Here is a 14336-nt window from a genome sequence, read left to right as displayed (position 1 = left end):
GCGCGCGCGAGAGGGGGCGGGGGCGCCGCCTGCGGGGCGGTCGGTCCGGGAACCCGGGCCCGGGCCTTCGCCTGCCGCCTGCCGCCTGCCGCCTGCCGCCTGCCGCCTGAAGTGCACCGGCTGAAGCCCGTACGCGCCCCACTGTTTCCAGCCAACAATGACCCCTGGATCCTGCGGGCACAAGACCGACGAGCAAGTAGTTACACGTGCGATCCGACAACTGCCGCGCCCCGGTCACAGCTCGACCTTGAATACGGTCAGAGCCCTACCCAACGGGCTCGATGGGTGCTACACAATGCTGCAAGCCCGGAATAACACGTGTAACCACACGGGTTCCGGCCGCCGCTCCCACCCGTGCGGCACCCCTGCGCAAACTCGCCATCCGGCGCGCGCCCCTCCCCCTCGCTCCCCCTCACTCCTTTCCTCGTTTCCTCCCTCCCCACGGCTTCGGCGCGCAGGTCCGCGCTCAGCTCCGTTTCCGAGGAGTTCCCGTGCACGCCCCGAACCCCCTCCGCGCGAACACCGCGCCCGCACACCCCGGTGGCCACCGTGACAGCTGATGAACTGATCCACTCCGAGGCGCCTCCGGCGGCTCCCGCGCCGCGCCAGCGCGGTCTGCTCCTGCTGCTCCTGGTGGCGAACGCGTCGATGTTCGCGGTGTACATGGGCGTCGGCTCCATCCTCCTGCCGACGCACGTCGCCCGGCTCGACCCGGCGAACAAGGTCGCCCTGCTCGGTGTCATCGGCGGCGTGAGCGCCGTCTTCGGCACGGTCTTCAACCCGCTCGCCGGCGCCCTGTCCGACCGCACCGGCCGCCGGAACCCGTGGATCCTCGGCGGCGCCTTCGCGGCGCTCGCCGCCCTCTCCCTGCTCGCCGGGGCCCGGACGGTGCTGATGGTCGGCATCGGCTGGTGCCTGGTGCAGGCGACCATGAACGTGTACCAGGCCGCCGTCACCGCGATCGTGCCCGACCGGGTCCCGGCCGCCCGCCGGGGCACCGCCTCGGCCCTGGTCGGACTGGCCCTGCCCGTGGGCGGCACCGCCGGCGTGATGATCGCCTCGCAGACCGAGGGCCGGCTGACGACCGGGTACCTGGTGCTCGGCGCGGTCGCCGCGGGCGGGGCGCTGCTCCTGACGCTCTTCTGCCGCGACGTGCCGCGGCCCGGGGGCGCGCCGGCGGCCCCGCGGCTGTCGAAGCGCGAGCGCTTCGCCTCGTTCCTGTCCGCGCTGGCCGTGCACGACTTCCGGTGGGCGTTCATCGGGCGGGCGCTGATGGTGCTCGGCTACTTCTCCGTCATGGGCTACCAGCTGTACATCCTGGACGACCACATCGCCCTGCCCGCCGGGCTGTCACCGGCCGAGGCGATGGCGGTGCTCACGCCGCTGTCCATGGGGGCGATGGCACTGTCGACCGTCGTGGGCGGGCTGCTGTCCGACCGGCTGGACCGGCGCAAGGTCTTCGTCGGGGTGTCCGCGGCGCTGGCCGGGGCCGTGATGGTGATCCCGGTGGTCAGCCCGACCTGGACCGGCATGATCGTCTTCAACGCCCTCAACGGCCTGGGTTTCGGCTGCTTCATGGCGGTGGACACCGCGGTGGTCACGCTGGTGCTGCCGCGCGCGGAGGACGCCGCCCGCGACATGGGCGTCCTGAACATCGCGAACGCCGGCCCCCAGATCATCGCCCCCTTCGTGGCCTCCGCGATCGTGACCGCGTTCGGCGGCGGCTACACCCCGCTGTTCCTCATCGGCGGCGCCCTGTCCCTGCTGGGGGCGCTGGCCATCATCCCGATCCGCGGCGTCCGCTGACGTACGTACATACGCCCACCTGCCCCACGCACCCCTCACCTCCCCTCCCCTACCTTCCAAGGAGCACCTGTGCGTTCCAAGCGAGTCATGCCCCTGGCCGCCCTGCTGCTGTGCGTCCCCGCCCTGGCCGGGACGGCGCCGGCGAGTGCCGCCCCGCAGACCGCCCCGGCGGGCCCGGTCCGGCCGGCCGGACCGCTGCGCATCCTGCTGACGAACGACGACGGCTACGACGCCCCCGGCATCCGGATGCTCTTCCAGCGGCTGACCGCCGCGGGCCACGACGTCACGATCGTCGCCCCGCTCACCAACCAGAGCGGTGCCGGTACGCGGGTGTCGAGCGGCAGCACGATCACGGTCCGGCACCCCGAGGCCAAGGTGTGGGCGGTGGACGGGACCCCCGGGGACTCCGTGTCCTTCGGCCTGGCCGAGGTGTTCGGGGACCGCGCCCCCGACCTGGTGGTCTCGGGCACCAACTTCGGCCCGAACGTGGCCGCGCTGGCCACCCACTCCGGTACGGTCGGCGGCGCGGTCGCGGCGCTGGAGCGCGGGGTGCCCGCGATCGCGGTGAGCACCGGCGAGTTGGCGGTGCCGGTCCCGGAGCAGATCTTCAACGCCATGCGGCCCACCAACGAGTTCACGGTCAAGCTCATCGACCGGCTCAGCAGCCGGGCGGGCAACGGCCCGCTGCTGCCCGCCGGCGTGGGCATCAACCTCAACCACCCGGTGGTCGGCGCCGACGGCAGGGGCGGCGCGCGCGGGGTCTCCGTCACCACGCAGGACCCGCAGCCGGGCCTGGAGGCGGACTACACCGACTCCGGTGACGGCACCTGGAAGGTGGCGGTCTCGGTGCTCCCGGCCCCCGCCCAGCGCGGCGGCGACGTGGAGGCGGTGGCGGCGGACCGCATCTCGCTGACCCCGATCGCCCCCGACTGGAACACCGGCCGCACGGACTTCGCCCGGACCGCCCACCTCCTGACCGGCCTGCGCCCGTAACGACCCGCGACGCCCCGCAGGCCGGGGCCTCGGCGCGAGCCGGAGAAGAGCCTCCTCCTGGTCACGGACCGGGAGGAGGACTTCCCTCCGGTCATTCGTGGTGGGCGAGTTTGACGGCGGAGACGAGCAGGATCAGGGTCAGTACGGGGATGAGGACCGCATCGGGGAACGCCCCGAGCAGCAGCCCGCCCAGGACCGCCCCGGCGATCGAGCCCGCGGCCATGACCAGGACGAAGCGGCGGTTGGCGCCGAGTACGGCGAAACTGCCGTCGCGGCTGTAGCGGGCGAAGGCCACCAGCATCGTCGGCAGCGACACCAGCAGGGACAGGCTCCCGGCGGTCTTGATGTCCTGTCCGAAGACCAGCACGATCGTCGGGATCAGCAGTTCGCCGCCGGCCACGCCCATGACGGCCGCGACCACGCCGATGCCGAACCCGGCCGCCACCCCGAGCGGCACCCGCGCCCACGGCGTCAGGCCGAGGGTGCCCAGGGCCGAGAAGTGCGTGAACACCAGGGCCCCTGCCATCAGCACCATCAGCCCGGCCAGCACCTTGTAGAGGGTCGCGGAGCGCATCCGCACCGCCCAGGACGCACCCGCCCAGGCGCCCAGCAGGCTCCCTGCGAGGAGGTTGACCGCAACCGGCCAGTGCGCGGCCAGCTCGGAAGCGGACACGGCCGCCAGCCGGGCGGGCAGCGCGGTGAGGACCACCACCAGGCTCATCGCCTTGTTGAGGATGACGGCGGAGAGCGCGGCGAACCCGAACAGGCCGATCAGCAGCGGCAGGCGGAATTCCGCGCCGCCCAGGCCGATCATCCCGCCCAGGACGCCGATCGCCGCTCCCGCGCCGAACACCACGGGCGTCGTAGGGGCCGGGCGCCGCAGGGCGAGTGGCCGGTCAGCTGTCACGACCGGAATCCTCGCTGGTCGGGGCCTCGGTGCGCTACGGCGTCCTGGTGGCTTCGGCGGAACGCACCGGGCCGTCGCCCGCGCTTCGGCGGGACCTCCGAGGACCGGCTCCGGCAGCGGGGGCTTCAGGGCTTGCGGCGTGTCTGCGGCTGGCGGCAGCGGGCCCCGTGGCCGTCGGGGCCGCGCCGCTGTGGGGGCTGCTCGTCTCAGCAGGTGCCGGAGGCTGCGGGCGCCGTGCCGATGGTGAGGGTGGCGGGGGCCGCGCAGCAGCCGCCGGTCGCTTCGGCGGCCTCGGGCTCGTCGAAGAGGCCCGCGCCGCCGCACACTCCGGTCTCGGGGAGGGTGAGTTCGACGCGCTCGGCGGCCTCGCGGTCCCCGGCCAGGGCCGCGGCGACGGAGCGGACCTGCTCGTAGCCGGTCATGGCGAGGAAGGTGGGGGCGCGGCCGTAGGACTTCATGCCGACGAGGTAGACGTCCTTCTCCGGGTGGGAGAGCTCGTTCACGCCGTGGGGGTAGACGGTGCCGCAGGAGTGCTGGTTCGGGTCGATCAGCGGCGCGAGCGCCAGCGGGGCCTGGAGGCGCTCGTCCAGGCCCAGGCGCAGTTCGTCCAGGAAGGACAGGTCGGGGCGGAAGCCGGTCAGCACGATGACCTCGTCGACGGGGTCGAGCCGGCGGCCGTCCTCGCCGACGAGCACCAGGCGGCCGTCGCCGTCCTGTTCGAAGGCGTCCGTACGGAAGCCCGTGGCGGCGTCCGCGTACCCGGCGTCGACCGCGGCCTTCGCCGCCAGGCCGAGGGCGCCGCGGGCGGGGAGCTGGTCGGCCTCGCCGCCGCCGAAGGTGGATCCGGAGATGCCGCGGCGCAGGACCCAGGTGGCGTGGGTGCCGGCCCCGTCCTCGGACTCCGCCAGGTCGGCGAGCTGGGCGAGGGCGGTGAAGGCGGAGGCCCCGGAGCCGATGACCGCGGTGCGCCTGCCCGCGTACCGGGCGCGGGTGCGGGGGTCCTTCAGGTCCGGGACGCGGTAGGCGATGCGGTCGGCTGCGGCCTTCTCGCCGAGGGCGGCCAGGCCGCTGCCGGCGGCGGGGCCGGGCGTGGACCAGGTGCCGGAGGCGTCGATGACGGCACGGGCCAGGACGCGCTGCTCGCGGCCGTCGGCGTTCACGTAGTGGACGACGAAGGGCTGGGCCTCGCGGTCGGCGTCGACGATGCGGTCGCGGCCGGTGCGGGAGACGCCGGTGACGCGGGCGTCGTAGCGGACGTGCGCGCCCAGGGCGTCGGCCAGGGGCTGGAGGTACTGCTCGGCCCAGTCGCCGCCGGAGGGGTAGGTGTCGGCGGCGGGCCTGGTCCAGCCGGTCGGGGCGAGGAGCTTCTCGGCGGCCGGGTCGACGACCTCGCCCCAGCGGGAGAACAGCCGCACGTGCGCCCACTCGCGGACCGCGGTGGCGGCGGTGGGTCCGGCTTCGAGGACGAGCGGGGTGATGCCGCGGTCGAGGAGGTGGGCGGCGGCCGCGAGTCCGGCGGGACCGGCCCCGATGACGACGACGGGCAGGTCGGTGGTGGCAGGCGCGTTCACGGTCGGCTCCCTGGCTGTTTCGAAGTCTGTCGATGTCGTGCACAGCCAGCATGGCAGTTGATTCGATGATGGTCAACATAGAAGCTCATCAAAGTCGGATGATCGTGGATCATGCGCCGTGCGGGCTTCGGCCGGCGGCCACATGACCCCTGCCCCTCTGATTCGATATGTGTCAACATAGATGCATGTCACATACGAAGGTGTTGCCGCTGCTGGAGCCCGAGGCCGTCGCGGCCTGCTGCCCGCCGCTGCACGAGCGCCCGATGTCCGCCGACGAGGCGGAGGCCGCGGCGAAGATGTTCAAGGCGCTCGGCGACCCGGTCCGGCTGCGCCTGTTCTCCGCCGTCGCCTCGCACGAGGGCGGCGAGGCCTGCGTCTGCGACATCTCCGACGTCGGCGTCTCGCAGCCGACGGTCTCCCACCACCTGAAGAAGCTCAAGGAGGCCGGGCTGCTCTCCTCCGAGCGGCGCGGGACCTGGGTGTACTACCGCGTCGAGCCCTCGGTGCTGGCCGCGATGGGCGCACTCCTCGCAGGCGCGGCGGGCGCGGCATGACCGGGGTGCGGATCGAGGCCCTGCTGTCCGGGCACGCCGAGCAGGTCCTGGCGATCTACCAGGCCGGGATCGACGAGGGGAACGCCACCTTCGAGACCCGGGCCCCGGAGTGGGCCGCGTTCGACGCGTCCCGGCTGCCCGGACACCGCTTCGTCGCCGTAGACGACGGGGGCCGGGTGCTGGGGTGGGTCGCGGCGAGTGCGGTCTCCGACCGGTGCGCGTACGCGGGCGTGGTCGAGCACTCCGTCTACGTCCACCCCGAAGCCCGCGGCCGAGGAGTGGCCCGCGCCCTGCTGGACGCCCTGATCGATTCCACGGAAGCGGCGGGTATCTGGACCGTCCAGTCCGGCATCTTCCCCGAGAACACCGCGAGCCTGGCCCTGCACCGGCGGGCCGGGTTCCGGGTGATCGGCACCCGCGAACGGATCGGCCGCCACCACGGCGCATGGCGGGACGTGGTCCTGCTGGAGCGCCGCAGCCCGCAGGTCGACTGAGCCGGTCGGCTTCAGCGCAGGCCCCGGCGTCCAGCACGGGCTCAGCCCTTCAGCAGGGCGGCGATCTCGCGGGCGGCTTCGCGGGCCGGGCGGCCGACGCCGATGAGGGTGGCCGAGGCCGGGCCGGTCCAGTCGCCGTAGCCGAGGAGGTGCAGGCGCGGCTCGTCGACGGCGCGGGTGCCGGTCGTGGCGATGCGGCCGCGGCTGCCGCGCAGGCGCATCGAGGCGAAGTGGGCGAGGGCGGGGCGGAAGCCGGTGCACCAGATGACCGCGTCGGCCGGCGACTGCGTACCGTCGGCCCAGACGACGCCCTCGGCGGTGAGGCGGGTGAACATCGGCTTCGCGGCGAGGAGTCCAGCGTCGCGGGCGGCGCGTACGGGCGGGACGGCGACGATGTCGCCGAAGGAGGCGACGCCGCCGGTGTCCGTGCGGCCGGCGTCCAGTGCCCGGCGGCGGGCGGTGGCGTGGTCGAAGAGGGCGCGGCCGTCGATATCGTCGGCCAGGTAGCGGGGCGGCCGCTGGGTGACCCAGGTCAGCCGGGCCGTGCCGGCGAGGTCGGCGGCGATCTGGGCGCCGGAGTTGCCCCCGCCGACCACGACCACCCGCTGTCCGGCGAACTCGGCGGGGCTCGTGTACTGGACGGTGTGGAGCTGGCGCCCCTGGTAGTCGCGGCGGCCGGGCACCGCGGGGAGGAAGGGCCGGGTCCAGGTGCCGGTGGCGCTGACGACGGCTCGGGCCCGCCAGTCGCCGGAATCCGTCTCGACCCGCAGGCGGTCTCCGTCGCGGCGGACGGCGGAGACCCACGTTCCGCGCCGGACCGGGAGGTCGTAGCGCTTCTCGTAGTCGGCGAGGTACGAGACGACGTGCCGGGCGTCCGGGTAGACCTCGCCGGCCTGGGCCGGCATGAGGCGGCCGGGGAGGGAGGAGTAGGGGGCCGGGGAGAACAGGCGCAGGGAGTCCCAGGTGTGCTGCCAGGCCCCGCCGGGCGAGGCCTGGGAGTCGAGGATGGCGTGCTCGACGCCCAGGCGGCGCAGGTGGTAGCCGGCGGCGAGCCCTGCCTGGCCGCCGCCGATCACCACCACGTCCGTGGACTGCGTCATGCGGCGGGCTGCTCCTTTTCGGACTCACCGGGCATGAAGACGACCGCTACCAGGGCCAGGCCCACCGCGGCGCCGATGAGCTGCACGGCGACGAAGGCGGGGACGGAGGCCGGGGCGATGCCGGCGAAGGTGTCGGTGAAGGCGCGGCCGATGGTGACGGCCGGGTTGGCGAAGGAGGTGGAGGAGGTGAACCAGTAGGCGGCGCCGATGTACGAGGCCACGGCGACGGGCGCGAAGCGCAGCCGGTCCGATTTCGCCAGGCCGAAGACCAGCAGGATGAGGCCCGCGGTGGCCACGACCTCCCCGAGGAGGAGGTTGCCCGCCGAGCGGTCGTGGGTGGACCACTTCACCAGGGGCTCGCCGAACATCGCGTCGGCGAGGACGGCGCCCGCGATGGCGCCGGCGATCTGCGAGGGGACGTAGACGGCGAGCTCGCGGGCGGTGACGCCCCCGCCGCCGCGGCGGGCGGTCCACCACTCGGCCAGGGTGACGGCCGGGTTGAAGTGGGCGCCGGAGACCGGGCCCAGGAGGAGGATCAGCACGCCGAGGCCGAACACGGTGGCGGTGGAGTTCGCCAGCAGCTGGAGGGCCACGTCGTCGGTGAGCCCGGTGGCCTGGATGCCGGAGCCGACCACGACCGCCACCAGGGCGGCGGTGCCGAGCAGCTCGGCGGCCGCGCGGGCGGTCAGCGGCGCACGGGGCGGGGTCGCGCCGGGCTCGGGCCGGGGCGCGTCGGCGGCTATCGGGGGTGCCGCTGCGGGGGCGGTGCCGACGGGCTCGGTGGGGGACAACGGTTCTCCTCGGGCAGGTGAGGCTGGACGCGGATGAGGCCGTCTCTTTCGGATCTTGGCGGATCAGGCCGCGGCGACCCGGAAGAGACGGCCTAAGGGCAGGACCGCTTGAGGTTCGCTTCGGCGGTGGCGCGCGCGGTCCGGGCGAGGTCGGCGAACTGACCGGCAATGCCTTCGATGACGTCCGGCCGCAGGCGGTAGTAGGTGAACCGCCCGCAGGGCTCCGTCTCGACGACCCCGGCCTCGCGCAGCACCTTCAGGTGGTTCGAGAGGTTCGTCTGCCTGGCACCCGTCTCCTCCACGAGGTGGGTGGTGCAGAGCGTCTCGCGGGCGAGGAGGGTCACGATCTGGAGCCTGAGCGGGTCGGCCAGCACCCGGATCAGATCAGTGTCGACTGACGTCATCATGGACTGATACTTTCATACCAGTCGACACTGACACCAGTCCTGGCTGACCTCGCCCCCAAGGAAGAACGATGCCCTCCACGCCTGCCGCGTCCGTCCTCTTCGTCTGCATCCACAACGCGGGCCGCTCCCAGATGGCGGCCGGGTTCCTGCGCCACCTCGCCGGGGACCGGGTCGAGGTCCGCTCCGCCGGCTCGGTGCCCGGTGACCGGATCAACCCCTCCGCGGTCGCGGCCATGGCCGAGCTCGGCATCGACATCTCCGACCAGACCCCGAAGGTGCTGACCCCCGAGGCCGCCCGGGCCTCCGACTACATCATCACCATGGGCTGCGGCGACGCCTGCCCCTACTTCCCGGGCAAGACCTACCTCGACTGGCAGCTCGAAGACCCCGCCGGCCAGGGCGTCGAAGCCGTCCGCCCCATCCGCGACGAGATCAGGACCCTCGTAGAGGACCTCGTCGCCGAAATCGACGCCCAGCCGAAGCACGGGGGCTGACGCCTCGACGCGGGGCGGACGCCTCGACGCGGGGGCGGCCGGATCACAGCCTCGCCGGACCGTACCGGGCGGGGGTTACCGTACGCTTCGCCCCGTGACGGGAACCAGCGCGCACGACGCCCGGCTGAACCGGCTGTGGGGCGCGGTCTGTGCCTTCGGCGGCATCTTCCTGCTCGTCTGGGCCCTGTCCTGGGTCAGGGCCGCCGTACTGCACGAGGACCTGGAGTACCGCTGCGGCGAACTCCGCACCTCCCGCTTCCCGTTCGAGAAGTCCTGCGTCCGCGCGGACGGCACGGTGGAGGGCGCGAACGGCATGCTCTTCGAGTGGCTCTTCTACGCCTCGATGAGCGCGGCTGCCGCCTGCCTGCTCCTCGCCGTCCTGGGGACGCTCCGGCCGGACCGGCGGCATCGCCGGCAACCCTGACCGCGCACCGATTCCCGACGCTGGCACCGCAGCGCACGCCTCTGGAGGCACACGGCACGAGGGCTCCGTACGGGAGTTCGCGGAAGGGGGACGGCCCCCGGGAGGAAGGGGGTGGTGGCCCCAGGGACTTCCGCCCCCGGGGCCGCTACGTTTCGGTCGGGGGCCACCGCACACGGCGGCCGGACGCCGCACCGGCCGCCACCCCGGTCCTCACACCGGGCCGCGTCCACGGGACCGGTCCCGGATACCTGCGCCCTCTCCGGCGCAGGCTCCGGCTCCCGACCGAAAGGCCCGCCATGACTGCCGCCGCCCGTCCGTTACCGCCGTCGCCCCCGCGGTGGCGGGCCGCGCTGCCGAGCGCCGCCGCCGCGGCGGTGCTCGTGCTGCTCCCGGCCGTGCACCTGGTGCCCCTCTCCCTGAGCTCGGGGTCCGTGCACGCGGCCCGGATCGCCGGGCCCTTCCGCAGCGGGTTCGTCGACCACTGGGACTCCGGGCGCGAGGCCTTCCCCCGGCAGCTGGAGACCGTGGTGGACCTCTGGTTCCGCTTCCACCTGGTCAAGGCCGGACTGGCCGCGCTGCTCCTGGCCGCGGCCGTCACCCTCGCGGTGTCGCTCGGCAGGCGGGCCCGGCAGGCCCGGCGGCCGACGGCCGGGGAACCTGCACGGCTCCGCCCGCCCGCCCCGGTCCTGGCAGCGGCGGCCGGACTCGCCTGGCTGGTCGGGGCGTTCGCGTTCCTCGTCCTGGTCGCCAACGTGCAGGGCGCGGCCGCACCGTACGCCTCCCTGCTGCCCGCGCTCACCACCGGCGGAGCCGACGGCGAGGTGGCGCGGGTGCTGGGCGGGGTACGGGCCGCACTGGAGGCCGGAGCCGCCGGGAGCGGGCCTCCCCCGGCCGCGCCGGCCCTCGCCGCCGTGGTCGACGGCTTCGTCCGCTACCACGCCGTCCTGGCCCTGACGGCCGCGCTGTGCGCCCTGGCAGCCGCGGCGGCCGGGGTACGCGGGTGGCGGCGCGCCGGGCTCCGGGCCGTCCGGCGGTCCCGCCGGACGGCCCGCCTGACCGCCGCCGGGACCTGGGGCGCGGCCGCGGCCGCCGCCCTCGTCGTCGCGTACGCCAACCTCACCAACACCGTGGACCCCGCCCGCGGGCTGGCGGGGCTCTTCGGCGGCGGGTAGACCGGTGGGGGCCGGTCCCGGAGGGTCCGGTTCAGGCTGCCGTCTTCTGCCGGACGAGCTCCGCCTGCCCGAAGAGGAGTGCGTAGCCTCCGGGCAGTTGGCGCAGGAGGCGGGCGAGGAGGTCGGGGCCCGCGAGCCGGGCGACGACGGACAGGACGGCGCCGGTGTTCCACCGGGCCACGGCGGGGGTGACGCCGGTGCGGGCGGCGAGGTCCTTGACGAAGCCCCAGCCGGTGAGGGGTTCGGCCGCCGGTACCTGAGCGGTCAGCACGAGGGCGGCCTCCACGGGCAGGCACTGTGCGAGGTCGACCCGTTCGTCACCGGTGACCTGTCGGCCCAGGGCCGCGAGGACGCCGCGGACGGCGGCTTCGGCGCGTTCGGACGTGGGGTAGGCGCCTTCGTAGCGCACGCGTTCCAGCATCTGGTCGAACGTCATGGCAGCGGCGGACCCTGCCGGTCGGGGCTGGTGGTACATGGCTGGTGTGCCTTCCTTCCTTCAGGTCGAGTGCCCGGGGGCCGCGGCCGGGGCACCGTCCGGCCCGGTCGGGATGCGGATCCCGGGACCAGGGGCGTACGGCGGTGCCCGGCGGCTCACCGGCACGGGGCAGGGGGTCAGAGGGGCTGCGCGGGGCCGAAGAGGGCGTCGTAGCCCGGCGGGAGCTGCAGCAGGACCTCGCGCATCAGCGGCTCGCCGGCCGCCGCGGCCGCGGTGGACAGGACGGCGCCGATGTCCCACAGGGCGGTCGCCTCGGTGGCGCCTTCGATCCAGGCGGCGGTCGCGCGGACGAAGCGCTCGGGTGTGAGCGGCTCCGCCGCTTGAAGGGGGTTGAGGAGGATCAGGGCGTACGTTTCCGGGAGCCGGGCGGCGAGTTCGGCCCGTACCCCGCCCGCCAGGTGGGCGCCCAGCAGGGCCAGGACGACCCGGGCGGCCCGTTCGGCCTCTGCGCGCGTGCGGTACTCGCCGCGCTCCTGGACCTGTGCCAGGAACGCGTCAGGGCGTATCGGCATCGGTGGGTCACCTCCGGTGAACGGGCGGCGGTGAGGGGCCGGGTGCCGGAGGGCGGGTGCCCGAGGGGGATGGGCCCGCGCCCTCCGGCCGTCACTGGGCCGGGCCGGTCAGCCGGAGATCTGCTTGCGCCCGGACTCCGCCCGGATGGCCACCTTGCGGGGCTTGGCCCGCTCGGAGATGGGGATCCGCAGGGTCAGGACGCCCGCTTCGTAGTCGGCCTCGATGTGCTCGGTGTCCAGCGTGTCGGCCAGGACGACCTGGCGGGAGAAGACGCCGAGGGGCCGCTCGGCGAGCTCCATCTGCACGCCGTCGCCCCTGGCTGCGGGCCGGCGCTCGGCCTTGACGGTGAGCATGTTCCGTTCGACGTCGATGTCGATCGCCTCGGGGCTCACTCCGGGGAGGTCGAAGGCGACGACGTACGCGTCTCCCTCCCGGTAGGCGTCCATCGGCATCACGGACGGCTTCGACCACGTACCGGACGTGCCGGAGAGCTGCTGGACGATGCGGTCCATCTCGCGGAACGGGTCGGTGCGCATCAACATCGCGAAACACCTCCAGTTGGTTCAGGCAGAGACTGCCAATGCGCTTCAAGGTGCTTCCGTTGTAACATGTCATCCAACCGATGACAAGTAATCTGTCATCCAAGCGATGACATTCAGCCGGACGCGAGGAGAACCCCATGGACGAGGCGGGTACACAGCCGCCGCCGGTCGCCTTCGCGGCCGCGGCCGCGGCGCTGCACGGCATCCGGCGGGCCGTACGCGACGCCCGGGCGGCGGCCGACACCGACCCCGGCCCGGACGGCGACGGACCCGGGGCAGCATCCGGCCCCGAGGCGGCCCTGACGGCCCTGGTCCTCCTGCGCGAGGTCCGCGAAGAGCTCGCCGCATGGGAGAGCGTCCTGATCGAAACCGCGCGCGACCACGGGGCCAGCTGGGCGGACCTGGCCGGACCCCTCGGCGTCGCCAGCCGCCAGGCCGCCGAGCGCCGCTACCTGCGCCGGCGCCCCGGAGAGGCCGGTTCGACCCGCGAGCAGCGGGTGGAGGCCACCCGCACCTCGCGGGCGGCCGACCGGAGCGTACGCGACTGGGCGCGCGACAACGCGGGCGACCTGCGGCGGCTGGCCGGGCAGGTCACCTCGCTCACCGGTCTGCCCGCCGGCGCCGACACCGCGGTCGGCGACCTGAACCTCGCCCTCGCCGGGGACGACGCGGCCCGGCTCGTCGGCCCGCTGGGCGACAGCCGGGCGCACCTGCGCGTCGAGGACGCCGAACTGGCCGACCGCATCGACGCCGTGACCGCACACGCCGACCGGCTGCGCCGCGACACCCGCGACACCCGCGACCGGCGCAGCGCGGCAGGTCAGGACGGCACCTGAAGGCTCTCTCCGGAGCCCGGGTCCCGGGGTGCGCGTGGTGGGTTGCGGGTTCCCCGAAGGAGTGCGGGTTCCCCGGTTACCCGCTGCCCGGGCCGCCCGGCGCCCGTACCCGCACGTACGTCCGTCATTCGGTCGCCGCAGTGCCCGTCACCAGGTCGATCAGGCCCGCCATCCCGCCCTCGGCCAGGGCGCGGCGCTGGCCGTCCGCGGGGGTGCCGTCCTGGAGGAGCCGGTGGACGAGGCCGCTCACGGCGCGGACGTCACCCGCCTCCTCCAGGGCCGGCCTGATGTGGTCGAGGAGTGAGAACAGCACGTCGCCGCTGCTGCGCGGGCGCCCGAGGGGGTCGACCAGGGTGCCGTTGATGCCGTGCCGGGCAGCGTGCCAGGTCGCGGCCTGGACGAGCTCCGGTTCCACGGCGGGCTGTGCGGCGCCCGCCCGCTCCTCCGCGATGGCGGTGGCGACGAGGGCCCGTACGATCCCGGCGAACATGACGGCGTCGTCGGCCCGCAGCTGGACGTCGAGGCAGCGGACCTCGACGGTCGGGTAGCGGTCGGAGAGCCGGGCGTGCCAGTACGCCTGGGCCCGGTCGGCGATGACCCCCGAGGCCACGAGGGCGTCCAGCCGCCGCTCGTAGTCGGCGAGCCCGTCGACGTACGGCGGCGGGCCGCTGACCGGCCAGCGGCCGAAGACGATGGTGCGCCAGCTCGCGAAGCCGGTGTCCCGGCCGTCCCACAGCGGCGAATTGGCGGACATGGCCAGCAGGGTGGGCAGCCGGCTGCGGATCCGGTTGAGCACGGCGGCGCCCGTCTCCCGGTCGGGAATGCCGACGTGGACGTGCATCCCGCAGATCAGCTGCTCGTCGACGAGCTGCCGCGCCGCACCTTCGATCCGCAGGTAGCGCGCGGTGGGCGTCACCGGTACGGGCAGGGGCCCGCGCAGCGGGGCCGCGCCGGTGGCGGCGACCCGGCAGCCGTTCGCCTCCGCGGCCGCACCGACGGCGTGGCGCAGCCGCAGCAGGTGGCCCCCCACCTCCTGGAGGCTCCGGCAGACGGGGGTGGCCACCTCGATCTGGGCCTGGAGCAGCTCGTCCTGGACCTCGTCGCGCTCGGCGTACGGGCCCAGGCCCGCCGTCCGGCACACGTCCTCCACCAGGGGTGCCGGCTCGCCCGTCGCCGGGTCGAGCAGCAGGTACTCCTCTTCCACTCCTACGGTGATCACGTCCCGGCGGCTACCCC

The 14336-nt window shown here is 74.4% G+C and carries 17 protein-coding genes; 8 read left to right on the top strand and 9 right to left on the bottom strand.

Going from position 1 to position 14336, the window contains the following annotated elements:
• Positions 1 to 549 precede the first annotated feature (549 nt).
• Both ACZ7JZ_RS27345 and surE read left to right on the top strand, forming a co-directional pair.
• Entirely contained in the window at positions 550 to 1806 is a 1257-nt protein-coding gene (locus tag ACZ7JZ_RS27345) for an MFS transporter (protein WP_470943690.1), read from the top strand.
• Between the two features lie 69 nt (positions 1807 to 1875).
• Complete coding sequence (surE, locus tag ACZ7JZ_RS27340; RefSeq protein ID WP_470943689.1) at positions 1876 to 2799, top strand: 5'/3'-nucleotidase SurE; 924 nt, start codon at positions 1876 to 1878, stop codon at positions 2797 to 2799.
• Between the two features lie 91 nt (positions 2800 to 2890).
• Here the strand turns inward: surE and ACZ7JZ_RS27335 are convergent, their stop codons facing one another.
• Together ACZ7JZ_RS27335 and ACZ7JZ_RS27330 are read right to left on the bottom strand one after the other, a co-directional pair.
• On the bottom strand, positions 2891 to 3706 hold the full coding sequence (locus ACZ7JZ_RS27335) for a sulfite exporter TauE/SafE family protein (RefSeq protein WP_470943687.1): 816 nt from the start codon (positions 3704 to 3706) through the stop codon (positions 2891 to 2893).
• A 206-nt stretch (positions 3707 to 3912) separates the two neighbouring features.
• Positions 3913 to 5277 (bottom strand): NAD(P)-binding domain-containing protein, encoded by a 1365-nt coding sequence (locus ACZ7JZ_RS27330; protein WP_470943686.1) that lies wholly within the window; start codon positions 5275 to 5277, stop codon positions 3913 to 3915.
• Positions 5278 to 5462: 185 nt separating this feature from the next.
• Here ACZ7JZ_RS27330 and ACZ7JZ_RS27325 point away from each other — a divergent pair, with 185 nt between their 5' ends.
• Together ACZ7JZ_RS27325 and ACZ7JZ_RS27320 are read left to right on the top strand one after the other, a co-directional pair.
• Positions 5463 to 5831, top strand: coding sequence for an ArsR/SmtB family transcription factor (locus tag ACZ7JZ_RS27325; RefSeq protein ID WP_470943684.1), 369 nt, complete (start codon positions 5463 to 5465; stop codon positions 5829 to 5831).
• A complete protein-coding gene (locus tag ACZ7JZ_RS27320) occupies positions 5828 to 6325 on the top strand; it encodes a GNAT family N-acetyltransferase (RefSeq protein WP_470943683.1) in 498 nt (165 codons plus the stop codon). Before ACZ7JZ_RS27325 ends, ACZ7JZ_RS27320 begins: the two co-directional genes overlap by 4 nt.
• A 41-nt stretch (positions 6326 to 6366) precedes the next feature.
• Here ACZ7JZ_RS27320 and ACZ7JZ_RS27315 read toward each other — a convergent pair whose 3' ends face one another.
• The 3 genes from ACZ7JZ_RS27315 to ACZ7JZ_RS27305 form a co-directional block, all read right to left on the bottom strand.
• Positions 6367 to 7425, bottom strand: a complete 1059-nt coding sequence (locus ACZ7JZ_RS27315; protein WP_470943682.1) for an ArsO family NAD(P)H-dependent flavin-containing monooxygenase — start codon at positions 7423 to 7425, stop codon at positions 6367 to 6369.
• Entirely contained in the window at positions 7422 to 8216 is a 795-nt protein-coding gene (locus ACZ7JZ_RS27310) for an aquaporin (protein WP_470943680.1), read from the bottom strand. The genes ACZ7JZ_RS27315 and ACZ7JZ_RS27310 overlap by 4 nt, the downstream gene beginning before the upstream one ends.
• Before the next feature lie 92 nt (positions 8217 to 8308).
• The gene (locus ACZ7JZ_RS27305) at positions 8309 to 8623 is read right to left on the bottom strand and encodes an ArsR/SmtB family transcription factor (protein ID WP_470943678.1); all 315 of its coding nucleotides are present in this window, start codon (positions 8621 to 8623) and stop codon (positions 8309 to 8311) included.
• Between the two features lie 68 nt (positions 8624 to 8691).
• Here ACZ7JZ_RS27305 and ACZ7JZ_RS27300 point away from each other — a divergent pair, with 68 nt between their 5' ends.
• From ACZ7JZ_RS27300 to ACZ7JZ_RS27290, 3 genes are all read left to right on the top strand, one after another.
• Positions 8692 to 9117 carry an arsenate reductase ArsC gene (locus ACZ7JZ_RS27300; protein ID WP_470943676.1) on the top strand — a complete coding sequence of 142 codons (426 nt, stop codon included), beginning with the start codon at positions 8692 to 8694 and terminating at the stop codon, positions 9115 to 9117.
• Positions 9118 to 9211: 94 nt separating this feature from the next.
• A complete protein-coding gene (locus tag ACZ7JZ_RS27295; protein WP_470943675.1) occupies positions 9212 to 9541 on the top strand; it encodes a hypothetical protein in 330 nt (109 codons plus the stop codon).
• A 296-nt stretch (positions 9542 to 9837) separates the two neighbouring features.
• Positions 9838 to 10713, top strand: coding sequence for a tat (twin-arginine translocation) pathway signal sequence (locus ACZ7JZ_RS27290; RefSeq protein WP_470943673.1), 876 nt, complete (start codon positions 9838 to 9840; stop codon positions 10711 to 10713).
• Positions 10714 to 10744: 31 nt separating this feature from the next.
• Here ACZ7JZ_RS27290 and ACZ7JZ_RS27285 read toward each other — a convergent pair whose 3' ends face one another.
• The 3 genes from ACZ7JZ_RS27285 to ACZ7JZ_RS27275 form a co-directional block, all read right to left on the bottom strand.
• Positions 10745 to 11188, bottom strand: coding sequence for a DUF2267 domain-containing protein (locus tag ACZ7JZ_RS27285; RefSeq protein WP_470943671.1), 444 nt, complete (start codon positions 11186 to 11188; stop codon positions 10745 to 10747).
• Between the two features lie 137 nt (positions 11189 to 11325).
• Complete coding sequence (locus tag ACZ7JZ_RS27280) at positions 11326 to 11721, bottom strand: DUF2267 domain-containing protein (protein ID WP_470943670.1); 396 nt, start codon at positions 11719 to 11721, stop codon at positions 11326 to 11328.
• Positions 11722 to 11829: 108 nt separating this feature from the next.
• Positions 11830 to 12264, bottom strand: coding sequence for an Hsp20/alpha crystallin family protein (locus ACZ7JZ_RS27275; RefSeq protein WP_470943669.1), 435 nt, complete (start codon positions 12262 to 12264; stop codon positions 11830 to 11832).
• A 137-nt stretch (positions 12265 to 12401) separates the two neighbouring features.
• On the opposite strand from ACZ7JZ_RS27275, the gene ACZ7JZ_RS27270 reads away from it, so the two are divergent.
• Positions 12402 to 13100: an HSP18 transcriptional regulator gene (locus tag ACZ7JZ_RS27270; protein WP_470943668.1), complete on the top strand. Its 699-nt coding sequence runs from the start codon at positions 12402 to 12404 to the stop codon at positions 13098 to 13100.
• 124 nt (positions 13101 to 13224) lie between these two features.
• Here ACZ7JZ_RS27270 and ACZ7JZ_RS27265 read toward each other — a convergent pair whose 3' ends face one another.
• On the bottom strand, positions 13225 to 14319 hold the full coding sequence (locus ACZ7JZ_RS27265; protein WP_470943666.1) for a carboxylate-amine ligase: 1095 nt from the start codon (positions 14317 to 14319) through the stop codon (positions 13225 to 13227).
• Positions 14320 to 14336: the final 17 nt, after the last annotated feature.

This window comes from Streptomyces sp. NPDC038213, assembly GCF_055600495.1.
This window is presented reverse-complemented; position numbering and strand designations above follow the sequence as displayed.

Coding starts and splice junctions, on each gene's coding strand:
- ACZ7JZ_RS27325 (WP_470943684.1), top strand. CDS start 5,463: ATGTCACATACGAAGGTGTTGCCGCTGCTGGAGCCCGAGGCCGTCGCG.
- ACZ7JZ_RS27320 (WP_470943683.1), top strand. CDS start 5,828: ATGACCGGGGTGCGGATCGAGGCCCTGCTGTCCGGGCACGCCGAGCAG.
- ACZ7JZ_RS27315 (WP_470943682.1), bottom strand. CDS start 7,425: ATGACGCAGTCCACGGACGTGGTGGTGATCGGCGGCGGCCAGGCAGGG.
- ACZ7JZ_RS27305 (WP_470943678.1), bottom strand. CDS start 8,623: ATGATGACGTCAGTCGACACTGATCTGATCCGGGTGCTGGCCGACCCG.
- ACZ7JZ_RS27300 (WP_470943676.1), top strand. CDS start 8,692: ATGCCCTCCACGCCTGCCGCGTCCGTCCTCTTCGTCTGCATCCACAAC.
- ACZ7JZ_RS27290 (WP_470943673.1), top strand. CDS start 9,838: ATGACTGCCGCCGCCCGTCCGTTACCGCCGTCGCCCCCGCGGTGGCGG.
- ACZ7JZ_RS27285 (WP_470943671.1), bottom strand. CDS start 11,188: ATGTACCACCAGCCCCGACCGGCAGGGTCCGCCGCTGCCATGACGTTC.
- ACZ7JZ_RS27280 (WP_470943670.1), bottom strand. CDS start 11,721: ATGCCGATACGCCCTGACGCGTTCCTGGCACAGGTCCAGGAGCGCGGC.
- ACZ7JZ_RS27275 (WP_470943669.1), bottom strand. CDS start 12,264: ATGTTGATGCGCACCGACCCGTTCCGCGAGATGGACCGCATCGTCCAG.
- ACZ7JZ_RS27270 (WP_470943668.1), top strand. CDS start 12,402: ATGGACGAGGCGGGTACACAGCCGCCGCCGGTCGCCTTCGCGGCCGCG.